The 16,683-nt window shown below is 74.4% G+C and carries 16 protein-coding genes; 15 read left to right on the forward strand and 1 reads right to left on the reverse strand.

Annotation, left to right across the window (positions count from 1 at the left end; translation table 11 throughout):
• On the forward strand, positions 1-1,665 hold a 1,665-nt coding region (locus ACYVM4_RS16155), incomplete at its 5' end, for a coiled-coil domain-containing protein (RefSeq protein WP_460669196.1).
• 24 nt (positions 1,666-1,689) lie between these two features.
• On the opposite strand, the gene ACYVM4_RS16160 is transcribed toward ACYVM4_RS16155, so the two are convergent.
• Positions 1,690-2,925 (reverse strand): MFS transporter, encoded by a 1,236-nt coding sequence (locus ACYVM4_RS16160; RefSeq protein ID WP_368822176.1) that lies wholly within the window; start codon positions 2,923-2,925, stop codon positions 1,690-1,692.
• Positions 2,926-3,008: 83 nt separating this feature from the next.
• On the opposite strand from ACYVM4_RS16160, the gene ftsY reads away from it, so the two are divergent.
• The 14 genes from ftsY (at position 3,009) to trmD (ending at position 16,683) form a co-directional block, all read left to right on the forward strand.
• Positions 3,009-4,154: a signal recognition particle-docking protein FtsY gene (gene ftsY / locus ACYVM4_RS16165; RefSeq protein WP_460669197.1), complete on the forward strand. Its 1,146-nt coding sequence runs from the start codon at positions 3,009-3,011 to the stop codon at positions 4,152-4,154.
• A gap of 209 nt (positions 4,155-4,363) precedes the next feature.
• Positions 4,364-5,677 (forward strand): ammonium transporter, encoded by a 1,314-nt coding sequence (locus ACYVM4_RS16170; protein ID WP_460669198.1) that lies wholly within the window; start codon positions 4,364-4,366, stop codon positions 5,675-5,677.
• Between the two features lie 51 nt (positions 5,678-5,728).
• The gene (locus ACYVM4_RS16175; protein ID WP_368822173.1) at positions 5,729-6,067 is read left to right on the forward strand and encodes a P-II family nitrogen regulator; all 339 of its coding nucleotides are present in this window, start codon (positions 5,729-5,731) and stop codon (positions 6,065-6,067) included.
• Between the two features lie 200 nt (positions 6,068-6,267).
• Positions 6,268-7,851, forward strand: a complete 1,584-nt coding sequence (ffh, locus tag ACYVM4_RS16180; RefSeq protein ID WP_368822172.1) for a signal recognition particle protein — start codon at positions 6,268-6,270, stop codon at positions 7,849-7,851.
• 7 nt (positions 7,852-7,858) lie between these two features.
• Entirely contained in the window at positions 7,859-8,344 is a 486-nt protein-coding gene (locus ACYVM4_RS16185; protein WP_460669199.1) for an NUDIX domain-containing protein, read from the forward strand.
• Positions 8,345-8,415: 71 nt separating this feature from the next.
• Positions 8,416-9,723: a hypothetical protein gene (locus ACYVM4_RS16190; protein ID WP_368822170.1), complete on the forward strand. Its 1,308-nt coding sequence runs from the start codon at positions 8,416-8,418 to the stop codon at positions 9,721-9,723.
• 64 nt (positions 9,724-9,787) lie between these two features.
• On the forward strand, positions 9,788-11,287 hold the full coding sequence (locus ACYVM4_RS16195; RefSeq protein ID WP_460669200.1) for a sensor histidine kinase: 1,500 nt from the start codon (positions 9,788-9,790) through the stop codon (positions 11,285-11,287).
• A complete protein-coding gene (locus tag ACYVM4_RS16200; RefSeq protein ID WP_460669201.1) occupies positions 11,284-11,961 on the forward strand; it encodes a response regulator in 678 nt (225 codons plus the stop codon). The genes ACYVM4_RS16195 and ACYVM4_RS16200 overlap by 4 nt, the downstream gene beginning before the upstream one ends.
• A gap of 163 nt (positions 11,962-12,124) precedes the next feature.
• Complete coding sequence (locus ACYVM4_RS16205) at positions 12,125-13,066, forward strand: ABC transporter ATP-binding protein (RefSeq protein ID WP_460669202.1); 942 nt, start codon at positions 12,125-12,127, stop codon at positions 13,064-13,066.
• Entirely contained in the window at positions 13,063-14,244 is a 1,182-nt protein-coding gene (locus tag ACYVM4_RS16210; RefSeq protein WP_460669203.1) for an ABC transporter permease, read from the forward strand. The genes ACYVM4_RS16205 and ACYVM4_RS16210 overlap by 4 nt, the downstream gene beginning before the upstream one ends.
• 174 nt (positions 14,245-14,418) lie before the next feature.
• Positions 14,419-14,856, forward strand: coding sequence for a 30S ribosomal protein S16 (rpsP, locus tag ACYVM4_RS16215; RefSeq protein ID WP_368822165.1), 438 nt, complete (start codon positions 14,419-14,421; stop codon positions 14,854-14,856).
• A gap of 2 nt (positions 14,857-14,858) precedes the next feature.
• Positions 14,859-15,101 (forward strand): RNA-binding protein, encoded by a 243-nt coding sequence (locus ACYVM4_RS16220; RefSeq protein WP_017833757.1) that lies wholly within the window; start codon positions 14,859-14,861, stop codon positions 15,099-15,101.
• Between the two features lie 143 nt (positions 15,102-15,244).
• Positions 15,245-15,853, forward strand: a complete 609-nt coding sequence (gene rimM / locus ACYVM4_RS16225) for a ribosome maturation factor RimM (RefSeq protein ID WP_460669204.1) — start codon at positions 15,245-15,247, stop codon at positions 15,851-15,853.
• Positions 15,853-16,683, forward strand: coding sequence for a tRNA (guanosine(37)-N1)-methyltransferase TrmD (gene trmD / locus ACYVM4_RS16230; protein ID WP_460669205.1), 831 nt, complete (start codon positions 15,853-15,855; stop codon positions 16,681-16,683). Before rimM ends, trmD begins: the two co-directional genes overlap by 1 nt.

Genomic DNA, 16,683 nt, shown 5'->3' on the forward strand with positions numbered 1-16,683 from the left:
GCCGAGGCCGCCGAGGCGGAGCGGGCCGAGCTCGCCACGGCCCTCGACCGGGCGCGCGCCGCGTCCCGCTTGGCGGCCGGTGCCCGGGACGACGCCCGCCGGGCCGCCGAGGAGACCGCGGCGGCCCTGCGCGCCGCCGAGCGCGCGGCGGACCGTGCCGCGTCCGTGCTGTCCCGGGTCCGGGCCGTGCTGGACTCCGCCGAGGCGGAGACCCGGCGCTTCGACGAGCAGGTGGCGGCCGCCCGGCAGCACCTGGCCCGGGAGCAGGAGCGGCTGCGCGAGACCGCCGAGCGGCTCGAGGCCGCTGAGGAGCACGGCGAGGAGGACACCGAGACCGTCCAGCTCGAGGCCGCCGCCCGCCGCGACGAGCTGCACCGGGCCGCCACGACGGCGCGCACCGCGGAGACGGAGGCCCGGCTGGCCCTGCGCTCGCTGGAGGAGCAGGCCCGGGCCCTCGGCAACCGGGCCGCGTCGCAGGAGCGGGCCGCCGCGGCCGAGCGCCGGGCCCGCGAGGACGCGGCGCGCCGGGCGCGGCGCCGCCGGCTCCAGGCCCGCAACGCCGAGGCGGTGCTCGCCGGCGCCGGGCAGCTGCTCGAGCTCGTGACCGCGTCCGCGGCGGTCGCCGCCGCGGAGCGGGACCGGGCCGAGGCGGTCCGCGCCGGGCTGGACGCGGAGCTGACGGACCTGCGCGCCGCGAACGACCGGCTCGCCGCACGGCTCGCCGAGCTCACCGACTCCGTGCACCGGGACGAGCTGGCCCGCACCCAGCAGCGCGCCCGGATCCAGGCCCTGGAGGACCGCTCCCTCGAGGAGCTGGGGCTCACCCCGGACGCGCTCGTGGAGCACTACGGGCCGCACCTGCTGATCCCCGACCCCGGTCCCGAGCACGGGGCGCCGGAGGGCGCCGAGCCCGCGGCCACCGCGCCGTCGGCCACCGGCGACGGCCAGGACGCCCTGTTCGGCGCCGCGACCGGCGCCCCGGCCGAGACCGCGGCGGGGGCCCCCTACATGCGCGCCGAGCAGGAGGCGCGGCTGCGCCGGGCCGAGAAGGAGCTCGCCTCCCTGGGGCGGGTGAACCCGCTGGCGCTGGAGGAGTTCGCGGCCCTCGAGGAGCGCCACCGCTTCCTGGCCGAGCAGCTCGAGGACCTCAAGCGCTCCCGGCAGGACCTGCGCAGCATCATCCGCGACGTCGACGAGCACGTGGAGCGCGTCTTCGCGGAGGCCTACGCCGACACCGCCCGGCAGTTCGAGGGCGTCTTCGCCACCCTGTTCCCGGGCGGGGAGGGCCGGCTGCGCCTCACCGACCCCACGGACATGCTCTCCACCGGGATCGACGTCGAGGCGCGCCCGGCCGGCAAGAAGATCAAGCGCCTGTCCCTGCTCTCCGGCGGGGAGCGCTCGCTGACGGCGATCGCGCTGCTCGTGGCGATCTTCAAGGCCCGCCCCTCGCCCTTCTACGTCATGGACGAGGTCGAGGCGGCCCTCGACGACCGCAACCTCGGGCGGCTGCTGAGCATCTTCCGGCAGCTGCAGGAGACCTCGCAGCTGATCATCATCACCCACCAGAAGCGGACCATGGAGATCGCCGACGCCCTCTACGGGGTGGCGATGCGCGGGGACGGCGTGACCACCGTCATCGGGCAGCGGCTCGCCGAGCTGCGCTGATCCCCACCGGGCCCGGCGGCGGCGCTACTGCCCGGCGCCGCCCACGGGCGGCGGGTCGGGCCGCTCCATCGTGTCCCGCACCGGCAGCCAGGCCCCGGCCGCCAGCAGCATGATCGCCCCGGAGACCCCGAAGGCCCAGCCGAAGCCCGCGGCGTCGGCCAGCGCACCGGCCACCACGGGGCCGAGGATCTGACCGGCGTCGGCGCTCATCTGGAAACGGGCCAGCACCGGCCCGCCGGCCCGGTCCGGTCCGATGACGTCGGCCACGGTCGCCTGCTGACCCGGGTTCAGGGTCCCGGAGCCCATCCCGGCCACGAGCGAGAGGACCACGAACCACGGGACGTCCTGGACCAGGCCCAGCCCCATGGTCGCGACCCCGTTGAGCACCAGGCCGCTGAGCACGAGCGGCCTGCGCCCGAACCGGTCCGTGAGCCGGCCCGTGACCGGCAGCGTCATCGCGTTGCCCGCGGCATAGACCGCCAGGGCCAGGCCGGCCACGGCCGGACCCGCCCCGAGCACGGCCACCGCGAACAGCGGCACGAGGGCCACCCGGATCCCGTGGGCGGTCCACCCGTTGGCGAAGCTGGAGACCAGGGCGGCGCGGTAGGCCCCCACCCGGCGCGCCTCGGCCACGGTCATGACCGGCTGGTTCCGGCGGTCCTTGCCGGCGCCGAGGACCTCGTCCTTGAGCCGGAAGTGCACCACGGCCACGGCCACCAGCAGCGACACCGCGTAGATCAGGAACGGCGCCTGCATGCCGAAGCCGGCCAGCAGCCCGCCGAGCACGGGGCCGAGCACCCCGCCCACCAGGAACGCGGAGGCGTAGTAGCCCGAGACCCGCCCCCGCATCCGCGGCGGGGCCAGCCGCACGATCAGCCCCATCGCCGAGATCGTGAACATCACCGAGCCGATCCCGCCGAGGCCCCGGAACAGCAGCAGCTGCCAGTAGGTCTGGGCGAACGCGGTGGCCGCCGAGGACAGCGCGACGATGAGCACGCCGGTCACGTAGGTCGGGCGCTCGCCGATCCGGTTCAGGATCCGCCCGCCCGCCGGGGCGAAGAGGAGGCGGGCCACGGCGAAGACGCTGACCACGGCCGAGGCGGCGGCCACGCCCACCCCGAAGGTCGTGGCGAACTGGGGAAGCACGGGGGCCACGATGCCGTAGCCGATCGCGATGACGAAGGCGGCGGCGATGAGCACCGTGATCTGCTGGGGAACGCGCTCGCGCTCGGGCGCGGCGGCGGCGGGCTGGACAGGCACCCGTCGAGTCTAGGACTCCCGGGCGGCCGCCCGGACCCGCCGCCGTCGGCCCCGGAACGGGGCGGTGTGAGAAGCTGGGCGACGTGGATTCGATACCCGTTCTCGCATACGTGCTCATCGCCGTCGTGGTCCTCGGTCTGCTCGGGCTGGTCCTGCTGCGGGGGCCCAAGGCGCCCCGCGGCGGCTACCCCTCCACCCGGGACCCCGACGACCTCGAGGGCGGTCCCGTCGCCGCCCCCGGGGACCTGGAACCCGGCACCGCCCCGGCTCCGCCCGCCGACACCCGGCGGGCCCTCGACCGCCCCGAGTCCGCCGCGTCCCGGATGGCGCGGCTGCGCGGGCGGCTGGCCAAGTCCAACAACGTCTTCGGCAAGGGCCTGCTGGCCCTGCTCTCGCGCGACCGCATCGACCAGGACGTGTGGGACGAGATCGAAGAGACGCTGCTGCTCGCCGACCTCGGCACGGACTCGTCCATGGCCCTCGTCAAGGCCCTCCAGCGCCGGGTCAAGGTCGAGGGCACCGACGACCCCGCCCACGTGAAGGCGATGCTCCGGGAAGAGCTCCTCGCGCTGGTCGACCCGTCGATGGACCGGTCCCTCGCCGTGCAGCGCAAGGGGTCGATCCCCGCCGTCGTCCTCGTGGTGGGCGTCAACGGCGTGGGCAAGACCACCACCGTGGGCAAGCTCGCCCGCGTGCTCGTCGCCGAGGAGAAGGACGTGGTGCTCGGCGCCGCGGACACCTTCCGCGCCGCGGCCGCCGACCAGCTCTCCACCTGGGGCGCCCGCGTGGGCGTGCCCACCGTGCGCTCGCACGCCGAGGGCGCCGACCCCGCCTCGGTGGCCTACGACGCCGTGACCGCCGGCATCGAGCACGAGGTGGACGTCGTGATGATCGACACCGCCGGCCGGCTCCAGAACAAGGCGGGCCTGATGGACCAGCTCGGGAAGATCAAGCGGGTCGTCGAGAAGGCCGCCACCGTCGACGAGGTGCTGCTCGTCATCGACGCGACCACCGGGCAGAACGGCATGACCCAGGCGCGGGTCTTCGCCGAGGTCGTCGACGTCACCGGCATCGTCCTCACCAAGCTGGACGGCACCGCCAAGGGCGGCATCGTGGTCGCCATCCAAAAGAGCCTCGGGGTGCCGGTCAAGCTCATCGGCCTCGGCGAGGGGCCGGACGACCTCGCACCCTTCGAGCCCGAGAGCTTCGTGGACGCCCTGCTCGACTGATCCGTCCCCCCAACGCCCCACACGCCCGCCGCAGTTCACCTGCGCGTAACCCGTGCGGCGGGCGTGAAACATGTCGGCAACCCGGCACGCCGACGGACGAAACATCTCTCTCGGACACTCGATAAGGAACGGTGAGCACCGGACGGCCCCGCGGGGAACGGGCCAGTGGCACCGGTGACCGAACCAACCTTCAGAGAGAGGTGCACATCGTGGAAATCACAGCTGGACACGTGTGGACGATCGTCGCGGCAGCCCTGGTCTTCTTCATGACCCCGGGGCTGGCCCTGTTCTACGGCGGGATGACCCGGGCCAAGGGCGTCCTCAACATGATGATGATGAGCTTCATCTCCATCGCCTTCGTCTCCGTGGTGTGGGTCCTGTGGGGCTACTCCATGAGCGGCGGGGACCCGCTGCTGGGCGGGCTCACGGGCAGCCCGGTGTCCTCCTTCGCCCTGGCCGACATCATGGGCACCGAGGACCTCCTCGGTGCCGCCTACGGCGGGACGTTCGCCATCATCACCGTCGCCCTGATCTCCGGGGCGATCGCCGACCGCGCCCGCTTCGGCGCCTGGGCCGTGTTCGTGCCCGTCTGGGCCACGCTCGTCTACGCCCCCCTGGCCTACATGGTCTGGGGCGGCGGGCTGCTCACCGAGGACGGCGCCATCGGCTCCGCGCTCGGTGAGGCCATCGACTTCGCCGGCGGTCTCGTGGTGCACATCAACGCCGGCGTGGCCGCGCTGATCCTCATCACGATCGTCGGCGCCCGCCAGGGCTTCGGCAAGGACCCGAGCCAGCGCCCCCACAACCTGCCGCTGGTGATGCTCGGCGCCGCGATCCTGTGGTTCGGCTGGTTCGGCTTCAACGCCGGTGCCGCCGGCACCGCCGAACAGGCCGGGCTCATCTGGATCAACACCCTCGTGGCCCCCTCCGCCGCGATGCTGGGCTGGCTGCTCACCGAGCGCATCCGCGACAAGCACGCCACCTCCCTGGGGGCCGCCTCCGGCGCCGTGGCCGGGCTCGTGGCCATCACCCCGGCCTGCGCCAACGTCTCCCCGGTCTGGGCGATCGGGATCGGCTTCGTGGCCGGCATCTGCTCCGCGCTCGCCGTGGGCCTCAAGTACCGGCTGCGCATGGACGACTCCCTGGACGTCATCGGCGTGCACCTGGTCTCCGGCATCGTGGGCACCGTGGCCCTGGGCTTCGTGGCGCTGCCCTCCGAGGGCACGGCGGGCCTGTTCTACGGCGGCGGCTTCGGTCTGCTCCTCACCCAGGTGGTGGCGGTGCTCGTCTCGGTCGTCTACTGCGCGGTGCTGACCTTCGTCATCGCCTTCGTGATCGACAGGACCATCGGCTTCCGGATCCCCGAGCGGGACGAGATCGACGGCATCGACATCACCCAGCACGCCGAGTCCGGCTACGCGCTGGCCGGCGACGCCACGGGCTCCTTCACCCCGGGACGGCACAGCGCCGGGCAGGACGCCACGTCCTTCGAGCCCGGTCGCTCCGAGCCCGTGCACAGCTGAGCCGTGCGGCGACCACCGGCGCAAACCACCCTCACGAAAGGCACCCCTCCCATGAAACTCGTCACCGCGATCGTGCGCCCCGAGAAGTTCAAGGACATCAAGTCGGCCCTCGAGTCCTACGGCGTGCAGGGCATGACGGTCCAGAACGTGCACGGCTACGGGCAGCAGCGCGGGCACACCGAGGTCTACCGCGGCGCGGAGTACACGGTGGACCTGCTCGAGAAGGTCCGGATCGAGATCCTCGTCGACAACCACCAGGCCACGGACATCGTCGACGTCATCGTCTCCTCCGCCAACACCGGCCGCGCCGGTGACGGGAAGGTGTGGGTCACCGACGTGCACCACGCCGTGCGCGTGCGCACGGGCGAGCGCGACGAGACGGCGCTCTGACCCCACCGGTCCCGACGGCCGGTCACCTCCACCGGGAGGGGACCGGCCGTCGTCGTCCCGGTGCGTCGGCGGGGGAGGGTGCCGCACTGCCGGGAGTTGCTAACCTTGGACACTGACCCGCCACACCGGGCCGGGCCGCGGCCCGCGGTGCAGACCGCGGCGCACCGGCCGCCTCCCTCGACGAAAGCAGCTTTCGACCCGTGTTCAATTCACTGTCCGACCGGTTGACCGCCACCTTCAAGAACCTCAAAGGCAAGGGCCGCCTGACCGAGGCGGACGTCGACGCCACCGTGCGGGAGATCCGCCGCGCCCTGCTCGACGCCGACGTCGCCGTGCCGGTCGTGCGCGAGTTCACCGCCGCGGTCAAGGAGCGTGCCCTCGGGCTCGAGGTCTCCGAGGCGCTGAACCCCGGCCAGCAGGTCGTGAAGATCGTCAACGAGGAGCTGCAGAACATCCTCGGCGGCCAGACCCGCCGGATCCGGATGGCCAAGACCGGGCCCACGATCATCATGCTCGCCGGCCTCCAGGGCGCCGGCAAGACCACCCTGGCCGGCAAGCTCGGCAAGTGGCTCAAGGGCCAGGGGCACCGACCCCTGCTCGTGGCCTCCGACCTCCAGCGGCCCAACGCGGTCACCCAGCTCCAGGTCGTGGGCGAGCGCGCCGGGGTGCCGGTCTTCGCCCCGCACCCGGGCACCACCTCGGAGTTCGACGACCCCACGGGTGACCCCGTGCAGGTCGCCCGGGACGGCGTGGCCCAGGCCCGCGCGCGGCTGCACGACGTGGTCATCGTGGACACCGCCGGCCGTCTCGGCATCGACGAGGCCCTCATGGAGCAGGCCCGCGACATCCGCGACGCCGTCCGGCCCGACGAGGTCCTCTTCGTCATCGACGCGATGATCGGCCAGGACGCCGTGAACACGGCCCAGGCCTTCAACGAGGGCGTCGACTTCACGGGCGTGGTCCTGTCCAAGCTCGACGGCGACGCCCGCGGCGGCGCCGCGCTGTCCGTGGCCTCCGTGACCGGCAAGCCCATTATGTTCGCCTCCACCGGGGAGAACGTCGACGACTTCGAGCAGTTCCACCCGGACCGCATGGCGTCCCGCATCCTCGACATGGGCGACGTCCTCACGCTGATCGAGCAGGCCGAGAAGCAGTGGGACCGCGACGAGGCCGAGAAGATGGCCCGGAAGTTCACCGACCAGGAGGACTTCACCTTCGAGGACTTCCTCGCCCAGATGCAGCAGCTGCGCAAGATGGGGTCGATGAAGAAGATGCTCATGATGATGCCGGGCGCCGCCGGCATGCGCGAGCAGCTCGAGAACTTCGACGAGCGCGAGATCGACCGCGTCGAGGCCATCGTCCGGTCCATGACCCCGCACGAGCGGGTGGCGCCCAAGATCATCAACGGCTCCCGGCGCGCCCGCATCGCCAAGGGCTCGGGCGTCACCGTCTCCGAGGTGAACCAGCTCATGGAGCGCTTCGCCCAGGCGCAGAAGATGATGAAGCGCCTGGCCCAGGGCAAGGGCGTGCCGGGCATGCCGGCCGGCATCCCCGGCATGCCCGGCGCCGGCGGCGGTCCGAAGAAGGGCAAGGGCAAGGGCTCCGCGAAGAAGGGGGGCTCCCGCTCGGGCAACCCCGCCAAGCGGGCGCAGGAGAACGCGGCCCTCGAGCAGCAGCGGAAGCAGAAGGCGCCCGCCGGATCGGCGTTCGGCGCCGCCCCGGGGCAGCCGGACCCCGCGGACCTGAACCTGCCCAAGGGCTTCGAGAAGTTCCTGGGACAGTGATCGCGCCGTGAGCTCCTACCTGTCCGAGGCCGAGCTGAAGCAGTTCGTGGACTCCCTGCCGACCCGCCGCCTCGCCGCGGAGGCCCTCATCCGCGACCCCGAGGGCCGCGTGCTGCTCGTGGAGCCCAACTACAAGTCCGACTGGACCGTGCCCGGAGGCACCGTCGAGGCGGGGGAGGACCCCCGCACCGGGTGCTTCCGCGAGGTCGTCGAGGAGATCGGCCTGCACCTGCCCGAGGGCCGGCTCCTCGTCGTCCACCACGGCGTGGCCATGGGCCTGTGGGGGGACTCGGTCTCCTTCGTCTACGACGGCGGCGTCATCGGTGCCGACACGCCCATCGCGATCCAGGAGGAGGAACTGCTCAGCCACCGCTGGACGGCCCCCGCGGACCTGGACCGGTACCTGCGCCCCGGGCTGGCCCGCCGCCTGCGGGCGGGCCTGGCCGCCCTCCAGGACGGCACCACGGCCGAGCTCGTCGACGGGCCCCGCTGAGCGGACCGGCGCCGCCGGGAACGCTCCGCGAGCCCCCCGGGCGGCCGCGGCGACGGCGTAGCATGGACGCCATGACCTCACTCCCCGCCGACGACATCGCGTCCCCCACCTCCGCGTGGGACCTGGTCCCCGCCACGGTGCTGTGCGCGACGGAGGCCGCCGCGTCCGACGGCTCCGGGCTGCGCCCCACCTGCGAGGGGATGCGCAAGGTCATCGCCCACCACCGCCTGATCAGCGCCTACGCCGAGGGCCCTCGGGCCACTCAGCTGATGTTCCTCGCCGACGCCGGGGGCCGGCTGGCGCAGGCCTCCGAGGACGGCTCCGTGCGGCCCGGGTGCACCCTCGACGAGCTCTCCGCGACCCTCGTGCGGATGACCGGCCAGCAGCTCCGGCCCGAGCACCCCGGGCTGCGCCGGGTGCTGCTCGTGCGCCTGGACGCCCCAGAGCTGCCCGTGCTGGCGGCCCTGTCCGGCACCGGGTTCACCGCCGTGTCCCGGCACGGCTGGTCCGTGGTGGTCTTCGACGCCGAGGTCGACTTCTGGGCCGTGCGCACCGGTCTCGCCGAGACCGCCGTGGCGCTGTCCTCGGACGGGGCCACCCGCTCCTTCGAGGTCCTGCTCGCCGGGGAGGACCCCGCGTCCGTCACCGACCTCGAGGCGGCCGACGCCGTGTGCGCCCTCGAGTGGGGCCCCGACTGGCTCCCCGCGGGCGGGGTGTCCGTCGAGGCCGAGGAGACGCCGGCCGCCCGGTTCGAGCGCGACCTCGTCCGGCTGTGCTCCGGCGGCACCTCGGACCTGCAGACCGAGTCCGTGGCCTCCGTCTTCGACCTCGACCCGGCCGAGACCAACCGGCTGCGCAACTACGTGCTGGGGGAGTCCACCGACCTGGTCCTGGAGTCCGTCCTGCAGCTGCTGGGGCTGCCCGTGCTCGCCGCCAAGGTCGTCGAGGGCCGCCGGGAGCTCACGGAGACGGAGGGCGCCGAGCACTACGAGCCCACGGGCGTGGCCTCGGCCCTGCTGCGGGGGATGACCATCGAGCCGACCGGCGACGGGCTGTTCGCGCGCTACCAGCGGGCCCTCGTCCGCCGGCCGGAGCTGCTGCTGGCCGTCGCCGGCACCGAGACCGCCCTCGGGGTCGGGCTCGCCGGGGCGGCTCGGCGCGGCGGCGCCGGGGCGCGCGTGCTCGGCACCCTGTCCGCGGCACTGCTCGCGGACGCCGCCGCGGAGAGCGCCTACTACGCCGCCCTGCGCGGCGCGCGCCGCCGGCGGAACGAGGAGCGGCCCGCGTCCGCCGGACCGGCCGCCCAGCTCCCGATGACGCCCGCCGCCCCGGGCTCGCGAGCGCGCCTGCGCCGCTTCTTCGGCCTGCTCCGCGACTGAGCTCCCCGCAGGATCCGCCGCGGGGCGGATTTCCGCGGCGTCCGCCGCGGGCTACCGTGGGGGCGTGCACACCCGACCCACCACTGACCCGGACGCCGGGGCGGGCACCGGCCGGGGCACTCCGCTCGCGGCGCGCGTCACCGCCTGGCTCAACGACCCCGAGGACCCGTACTGGTCCCGGCCCGCGCCCACGGCGGCCCAGCGGCGCAACGACGTGCTGGCCGCCCTCGGCTTCCTGCTCGTCGCGCTCCTGGCGTCCGTGCTGGTGCACAGCTACGCGGGGCTCGCGGAGGGGGACGAGCCCTGGCGCTTCTACCTCAGCACCGTGCTCATCGTGGTGCCGCTCGCCCTGCGCCGGCGCTACCCGCTGCCCGTGGTGGTCGCATCCTCCGCGCTGTTCCTGGGCCTGACCTACGCGAGCCCCACGGCCGCCATGACGCTGCCCTTCCAGGGCGCCTACTTCGCAGCCCTCTACGCCGCCGTCGCCTGGTCGCGCGACCGCCAGGCCCTGTGGGTCGCGATGTCGGTGGTCGTGGGGACCATGGGCCTGTGGCTGCTCGGCGCCTTCACCGTCACCAACGCCTACGCGGACTTCCTCACCGGACTGGGCGAGGTCGACGGGCCGCTGCCCCAGCTGCCGTCCTACGCGGTGTTCACCCTGCTCGTGAACGCCGTGTACTTCGGCGGGGCCGTGCTCGCCGGGCGCGCGTCCTGGCGGGCCGCGCTGCAGCAGCACCGCCTCGCGGCCCAGGCGCAGCGGATCCGGGAGCAGTCCGCGGAGATCGCCCGCCGCGCCGTCGTCGACGAGCGGATGCGCATCGCCCGGGAGCTGCACGACGTCGTCGCCCACCACGTGTCCGTGATCGGCATCCAGGCCGGTGCCGCGCGCAAGGTCCTGGACCGTGACCCCGCCGCCGCCACCACGGCCCTGCGCACCATCGAGGTGTCCAGCCGGACCGCCGTGGGGGAGATGCGCCAGCTGCTCGGCGTGCTGCGCGCCGAGGGCGAGGAGGGCGCCCCAGGCCCCGGCGGGGGCGCCTCGCCCGCCGCCCGCCGGCCGGACCCCGGTCTCGCCGACATCGCCGCCCTCGCCCGCCGGCACGCCGACAACGGGCTCGCGGTGGACGTCCGCACGGTCGAGGCCGTCCCGGGTGACCTGGACAGGATCCCCCCGGCGCTGGGCCTGTCCGCCTTCCGCTGCGCCCAGGAGTCCCTGTCCAACGTGATCCGCCACTCCACGGCCACCGCCGCGTCCGTCACGCTGCGCACGGGCCGCGGCCCCGGCGGGCCGTGGTTCGAGCTCGAGGTGCTCGACGACGGCTCGCCCCGCCGCGGCACCGCCGGCACCGGGTTCGGCCTTCAGGGGCTGCGCGAGCGCGTCCGCCTGCACGGCGGGGAGGCGGAGATCGGGCCGCGCTCGGGCCGGCCCGGCTGGCGGGTCCGCACCCGCTGCCCGCTGCCCCCCGGAGGCTCCGGGGGAGACGCCCCGGACGCCGCCGTCGGCGCCACGTCCGGCACCACGTCCGGCACCACGGACAGGATTCTGCGAGGATCAGAGGCATGATCCGAGTCCTGCTCGCCGACGACCACGCCCTCGTGCGCTCCGGCTTCGCCATGGTCCTGTCCGTGGAGGACGACATCGAGGTCGTGGCGCAGGCCTCCGACGGCGCGGAGGCCGTCGCCGCCGCCCGCGACGGCGCGGTGGACGTCGCCCTGCTCGACGTGCAGATGCCCGTCATGGACGGCATCGAGGCCACCCGCCGGATCGTCGGGACCGGGTGCGCCAAGGTCGTGATCGTCACCACGTTCGACCGCGAGGACTACCTCTTCGACGCGCTCGCCGCCGGGGCCAGCGGGTTCCTGCTGAAGAACGCGGACCCGGACGACCTCGTGGAGGCCGTGCGCGCCGTGGCCGGCGGCCACGCGCTGCTCGCCCCCGAGGCCACGCTGCGCGTCATCCGGGCCCTGACCACGGACCCCCCTGCCCCCGCTCCCGCGCCGGCCGACCCCTCGCCGCCCGACCCCGCGCGGCGCCGGGTCCTCGACTCCCTCACCGAGCGGGAGCACGAGGTGCTGCTGCTGGTCTCGGACGGGCTGTCCAACGCGGAGATCGCCCAGCGGCTGTTCCTCGGGCCCGCCACCGTCAAGACCCACGTGTCCAACATCCTCGCGAAGACGGGCTCCCGGGACCGGGTGCAGGCCGTCGTCTTCGCCCACCGGGCGGGCCTGGTCGACTGAGCCGGCTCCGCCCCGGGGCGGAGGCCACCGGGGCGGAGCCCGGGCGCCACGGCGCCGGCACTCCGCCCGGGTGGGGATACCTCCGGGCCCCCGCGTTCGTAGGCTGGGGAACGAGCCGCCCGGCACCCACCGGGAGGACGCACCCCGAGAGGACCCCGGGCCCATGAGCACCAGCACCACTCCTGCGGCGACCACCACCCGCTTCCGCCGCCGCCCCGAGGGGCACGTCCTCGAGGCGCGGGGCCTGAGCCGGACCTTCGGGGGCCGCACCGTGGTCGAGGACGTCTCCTTCCGGGTCGAGCCGGGCCGGATGACCGGCTTCGTCGGCGCCAACGGCGCGGGCAAGACCACGACCATGCGGATGCTCATGGGCGTGCTGCGCGTCTCCTCCGGGGAGGTCCTGTGGGACGGCCGGCCCGCCACCGCGGCGGACCGCGCCGGCTTCGGGTACATGCCCGAGGAACGGGGGCTCTACCTCAAGCAGCCCGTGCTCGAGCAGCTCGGCTACCTCGGCCGGCTCCACGGCATGGACCGGCGCGACGCCCTCGCGGAGGCCGGGCGGCTGCTCGAGCGCTTCGACCTGGGCGACCGCGGGAGGGACAGGCTGGAGTCCCTCTCCCTCGGCAACCAGCAGCGGGTGCAGGTCGCCGCCGCGCTCCTGCACGGGCCCGCCGCCCTGGTGCTGGACGAGCCGTTCTCCGGCCTGGACCCCGTGGCGGTGGACTCCATGGTCGGGCTGCTGCGCGAGCACACGGCCCAGGGCGTGCCCGTGCTCTTCTCGAGCCACCAGCTCGACCTCGTCGACCGGCTCTGCGACTCCCTGGTCGTGCTCTCCGGCGGCAGGGTCATGGCCGCCGGAGCGGCCGACGACCTGCGCCGCGCCGGTCCCCGCCGGCACCGGATGCGCTGCGAGCAGGACGCCGGCTGGGTGCGGGACCTGCGGGGCGTGCGCGTCGTCGACGTCGACGGCCCGGCCGCGGTGCTCGAGCTCGACGACGACGACGCCCGCCGTCGCCTGCTCGAGGCCGCCGTGCCCCGCGGGCTCCTGGAGTTCACCGAGATCGTCCCCGCCCTGTCCGACGTCTACCGCGAGGTCACCCGATGACCCCCCGCCCGCCCGCAGCCCGTCCCTGGTGGATCGTCACGGCCCGCGAGATCTCGGTCAAGCTGCGCGACCGGTCCTTCCTGCTCTCCACCGTGGTCACGGTGCTCCTCGTGGCCGGCTCGATCGCCGCCTCCGCCCTGTTCGGCGGCCGGGCCGCGGACCACGTCCTGGCGACCGCGGCGCCCGAGGCCGCGCCCGTCGCGGCGCGGGCGGCGCAGGCGCTGGCCGAGAGCGGCGACGACACCCTCACCGTGCACTCCGCCCACTCCCCGGACGCGGCCCGCCGCGCGGTGGCCGACGAGACCGCCGACGCCGCGCTGCTGCGGGGCCTCGACGGCTGGACGGTGGTCGGCCAGGACGACGTCGATCCCGCGCTCGCCCGGGCCCTCGAGCAGGCGGTGGCCGAGGAGACCCTGGCGGCCAACGCCCGGGCGGCCGGGACGACCGCCGAGGAGCTGACCGCGGGCTCCGAGGTCCGCACCGAGCTGCTGTCCGGCGGGCAGGACCGCGGCCCCGCGCGGCTCGTCGTGGGCTTCGTCTTCGCGTTCCTGTTCTACCTGGCCGCCATCCTCTTCGGCATGGCCATCGCCAACTCCGTGCTCGAGGAGAAGCAGAACCGGGTGGTGGAGATCCTGGCCACCGCCGTCCCGGTCCGGCAGCTGCTCTACGGCAAGGTGCTCGGCAACTGCCTGCTGGCGTTCGCGCAGATCGGCCTCTACGCCGCGGTCGGCCTCGTCGGCGTCAACGTCACGGGCGCCGCCGCGGACGTCGGTTGGATCGTCGCCGCCTCCGGCTGGTTCGTGGCCTTCTTCGTGGCGGGCTTCGCCGCGCAGGCCTCCGTATGGGCGGTCCTCGGCTCCCTGGCCTCCCGCTCCGAGGACCTCCAGACGAGCACCGGGCCGATCATGACGGTGCTCGTCGGCGCCCTCTTCGTGGGCCTCTACGCCGAGGGCGCGTGGCTGACGGCCGCGTCCTTCGTGCCGGTCGTCTCCTCGGTGGCCATGCCCATCCGGATGCTGGACGGCGGCGTGGCCTGGTGGCAGCCCGTGCTGTCCCTCACGACCGCCCTGGCCGCGGCCTGGGTGCTGCTGCGCCTCGGGGAACGGATCTACCAGCGCGCCGTGTTCCAGGGCGGACGCGCCCTCACGTGGCGGGAGGCCGCGCGCCTCGAGCAGTGAGCGGGCCGTGGGCCGGCGGACTTGACGACGTCTGGCATACTGGACGGGTACTCGACGCGTGCGGTCCCTCTCGCCGCACGTTTCTCGTGTCCGAAGAACCCCTGTGACCGGCCCGCCCCACGGGAGCGAGACCAGGGCGTTCACCTCATCCCAGAACCAGGAGAGTCCACACCAGTGGCTGTTAAGATCCGTCTCAAGCGCATGGGCAAGATGCGCGATCCCCGTTACCGCGTCGTCGTCGTCGACTCCCGCAAGAAGCGCGACGGCCGCGTCATCGAGGAGATCGGCAAGTACCACCCGACCGAGCACCCCTCCTACATCGAGGTCGTCTCGGACCGGGCCCAGTACTGGCTCGGCGTCGGCGCCCAGCCGTCCGAGGCCGTCGCCGCCATCCTGAAGGTGACCGGCGACTGGCAGCGGTTCAAGGGCGAGGAGGGCGCCGAGGGCACCCTCCGCACGCGTGAGCCCAAGGCCGAGTTCGTCGCCCCCGACAAGGGCTCCGTGATCGTCCCCGAGGCCATCACCCCCAAGGGCGAGAAGGCCGCCGAGCCGGCCGCCCCCGCTGCCGAGTCCGACGACGCCCCCGCGGCTGACGCCGAGAAGGCCGAGTAGTCATGCTCGCCGACGCGTTGGAGCACCTGGTCCGCGGGATCGTGGACAGCCCCGATGACGTCGACGTCCGTGTCAAGAGCGGGCGCCGGTCGGAGACCCTCGAGGTCCGGGTGCACCCCGACGACCTCGGGCGGGTGATCGGCCGCCAGGGCCGCACGGCCAAGGCGCTGCGCACCGTCGTGGGCGCGCTCGCCGAGGACGGCCCGGTCCGGATCGACGTCGTCGACACCGACCGCACCCGCTGAGGCGCCCACCGGACGCCCCGGCGTCCGGTTCCGCCGCCCGCACGGTCCCCGCATCCGCACCGGATGCGGGGACCGTCGGCTTTTCCCCCTTGCCACCGCACCCCGTCCCCGCGGCCACCCGGCCGCCGACTCCCAGGAGTTCCATGAAGGTCCAGGTCGCCCGCGTCGGCAAACCCCACGGCATCCGGGGGGAGGTCACCGTGCAGCTGTTCACCGACGCCCCGGAGGAGCGCTTCGCCCCCGGCGCCCGGCTGCTGATCGAACCGTCCGTCCCCCTCGCCCCCGAGGGCGTGGTCACCGTGCGCGGGGCGCGCTGGAACAAGGCCGTGCTCGTGGTGGCCCTCGAGGAGGTCCCCGACCGCAACGGGGCCGAGACCCTGCGCGGTGCCCGCCTCTACGCCGAGGCGCTCGAGGAGGACCCCGAGGCCGACGAGTGGTACGAGTACGAGCTGGTCGACCTCGAGGTGCGCACCGGTCCCGAGGACGGCACGGGGCCGCGGATCGGCGTGGTCACCGGTCTGCGCACGCTGCCGGTCCAGGACCTGCTGGAGATCGAGCTCGACGAGGGCCGGCGCGAGGCCGTGCTCCCGTTCGTCGAGGAGATCGTGCCGGTCGTCGACCCCGAGGGGGGCTTCGTCGTGGTGACCCCGCCTCCGGGGCTGCTCGAGCTCGGCCTCGACGGCGGCAAGCCCGACGGCGGGACGACTGACGCCGGGGAGCCCGAGGACGGGGCGCCGGAGGACGGGCGCTGATGCGCATCGACGTCGTCAGCATCTTCCCCGAGTACCTCTCGGCCCTGGACCTCTCGCTCATCGGCAAGGCCCGGCAGCAGGGCCTCCTCGAGCTGACCGTGACGGACCTGCGCGAGTTCACGACCGACCGGCACCGCACCGTGGACGACACCCCCTACGGCGGCGGGGCCGGCATGGTCATGAAGCCGGAGCCGTGGGCCGCGGCGCTCGGCGCCGTCCTCGGAGGCGGCCCCGCGGCCGGCCCCGGGGCCGCGGGGGAGCGGCCGGTGCTGGTCGTGCCCTCCCCGGCCGGTGAGGTCTTCACCCAGGCCACCGCCCGCGACCTGGCCCTGCGCAAGCACCTCGTCTTCGCGTGCGGGCGCTACGAGGGCATCGACGAGCGCGTCGTCGACTGGTCCCGCGAGCACTTCGAGGTCCGCCCCATGAGCCTCGGGGACTACGTCCTCAACGGCGGGGAGGTCGCCGTGCTGGCCATGGTCGAGGCCATCGGGCGGCTCGTGCCCGGCGTGGTCGGCAACCCCGAGTCCCTCGTGGAGGAGTCCCACGCGGACGGGCTGCTGGAGTACCCCGTCTACACCAAGCCGGCGCTGTGGCGGGACCGGCCGGTCCCCGAGGTCCTGCTCTCGGGCCACCACGGCCGGATCGCGCGCTGGCGGCGCGACCGGCAGCTGCAGCGCACCGCCGCCCGCCGCCCCGACCTCGTCGCGTCCCTCGACCCCACCGGCCTGGACCGCGCGGACCGCGCCGTCCTCGCCGAGGCGGGCTGGGTCGTCTCGGGCGGACGCGTGGTGCGCGCCGGGGACGGCGCCGCCGGGGAACCTGTGGCATAA

It is taken from the genome of Kocuria himachalensis (assembly GCF_054784195.1).

What these genes read in the sequence shown, in the direction of transcription:
- ACYVM4_RS16175 (WP_368822173.1), top strand. Translation starts at nt 5,729, where the DNA reads ATGAAACTCGTCACCGCGATCGTGCGCCCCGAGAAGTTCAAGGACATC.
- ACYVM4_RS16190 (WP_368822170.1), top strand. Translation starts at nt 8,416, where the DNA reads ATGACCTCACTCCCCGCCGACGACATCGCGTCCCCCACCTCCGCGTGG.
- ACYVM4_RS16200 (WP_460669201.1), top strand. Translation starts at nt 11,284, where the DNA reads ATGATCCGAGTCCTGCTCGCCGACGACCACGCCCTCGTGCGCTCCGGC.
- ACYVM4_RS16205 (WP_460669202.1), top strand. Translation starts at nt 12,125, where the DNA reads ATGAGCACCAGCACCACTCCTGCGGCGACCACCACCCGCTTCCGCCGC.
- ACYVM4_RS16210 (WP_460669203.1), top strand. Translation starts at nt 13,063, where the DNA reads ATGACCCCCCGCCCGCCCGCAGCCCGTCCCTGGTGGATCGTCACGGCC.
- ACYVM4_RS16220 (WP_017833757.1), top strand. Translation starts at nt 14,859, where the DNA reads ATGCTCGCCGACGCGTTGGAGCACCTGGTCCGCGGGATCGTGGACAGC.
- rimM (WP_460669204.1), top strand. Translation starts at nt 15,245, where the DNA reads ATGAAGGTCCAGGTCGCCCGCGTCGGCAAACCCCACGGCATCCGGGGG.
- trmD (WP_460669205.1), top strand. Translation starts at nt 15,853, where the DNA reads ATGCGCATCGACGTCGTCAGCATCTTCCCCGAGTACCTCTCGGCCCTG.